1 protein-coding gene is annotated in these 1,725 nt (G+C 38.7%); it reads left to right on the top strand.

Features of this window, described 5'->3' with window-relative positions:
- The coding region (locus F6K37_RS41015; RefSeq protein WP_287257032.1) for a hypothetical protein at positions 1–1,508 on the top strand (1,508 nt) is incomplete at its 5' end.
- Positions 1,509–1,725 lie beyond the last annotated feature (217 nt).

Below are 1,725 nucleotides of genomic sequence, written 5' to 3'. Positions count from 1 at the left end.
TAGAATATTATCAAGGAAAAGCTTTGCTTCCTGTGCTTTCTACAGCACGGGATGACATCAAGCTAATTTTCGAAACAAAAGGGGTTTCACAAGCAATTATTGACTCAACTTCAACAGCTTTAGGCCGATTAGGATTGCCGACATTTGAAACACGGAAAGTAGCGGTCATCGGAGGTAATGGTGCAATCGGAACCCGATTGGTTGAAGAACTGACAGAAATGCAAAATAGTACAAGTCATGTTTTTGCTGTAGATATTGTCGATCAAGCATTTTCTAGAGAAATTGACAGTCAAAGATTTCCCTATGCTGCCACAAAAGTTGATTATTTAAATTTGGGCAGATATATTGTTGAAGACACCTGTTTACCAGTGATTGTCGATTTACCTTTTGGTGAGCGTCACCCTCAATTGTATAGCGATAAGATTGAGAAATCGGTGCTAGAATTTTTCTCACCCTCTCCCAAGTACGAATCTTTTAATGAATTAGTTATAACTAATGCTTTCCCCAGCCCAGAATCTTCCTTGCAGACGCTATGGTATCAAACAAATACGTTGAATGGTTTATGGGAATCTATCCGTCAGCAATATGGGTATGTCCCTGAGAAAATCGAACTGTTACCCAATGGCCAAGGAATGAGTCAAATCTTTAGTAAGCAAAATTGCTTCAAAAAGGTAACCTTATTAGTTCCTGAACAAATACTATCTTTCCGAAAAGTAACGCGCCTTATTCAAAACCACATTGATACAATTATTGGTGTTACCGGCTCCCTTGTGTTGGATGAGCTGGATATCAATGGGTTTTTGACTAGAAAAAATATCGGATATCTTGTAGATGAACTGATTCTTACCAGTGGTTCATCGAAGGATTATGAATTTAGAAAGGCAATAGTTTTTCTAGACGAGTTATTAGAAATTATTTCCGAAAATACAATCGATATTCATCAACAGTTAATCTGGTACAAGAGATATTATGAGCAGAAGTTGTGTTTTATTTCAGATAGTGAGACTCAAGTCATTCATCAAGTGCTTTCTTCTTCGGAAACATCTGATTCTCTAGTAGCTAAACTAAAAGATTATCCTGAATTGATCAAGAGCATGGGTTTAAAGGATGTCGAATCTAGTACATGGGTTTCTGGTTTGGTTGAATGGATTCGGCATCAGATCAAAAAGAATATTTCAATTCACAAATCCTTTCATGATGATATTGGTACGGTCTATGATATTCAATTTAATGGTCAATCTAAAAGATTAGTACTGTTAGCAGATGGTTTTGTGATCAACTTTTTTGCTAAACATGAGAAAGGCGTAAAAACAGAATATATTGATCCAATTGTCACAATGCAACTCCTGGGTTTGGTCAAACTTGCGACGACTGAAAAAGGTATAGAACCAGGGGTTTATCGCATGGCACAACGTTTCAAGACCGATGATATTGATTTGTTTTGGAAAGCACTTGATGATAAAAGCCGTCCTATAGAATTTGGCGTTGCTGAATCAAGGAATGAATAGAAGTAGGGTGGGCATCCTGCCTGCCCGAAAATATTGATAACCGGCAAGATGCCGGTTCCACCAAGATGCCGGTTCCACCTCACTCTTAAAATCATTCCATTATTAAGCAACGCCGAACCTTCAACCTTCAACGGGCTAACCTTCAACTGCATCACCTACCCTACACCGAACGCCAAGGGCGAACAACCGCCTCACCTTCAACCCTAGATTAAAGGTC

Source organism: Moorena sp. SIO4E2, assembly GCF_010671945.1.
GTDB classification, from domain to species: Bacteria; Cyanobacteriota; Cyanobacteriia; order Cyanobacteriales; family Coleofasciculaceae; genus Moorena; species Moorena producens.
This window is presented reverse-complemented; position numbering and strand designations above follow the sequence as displayed.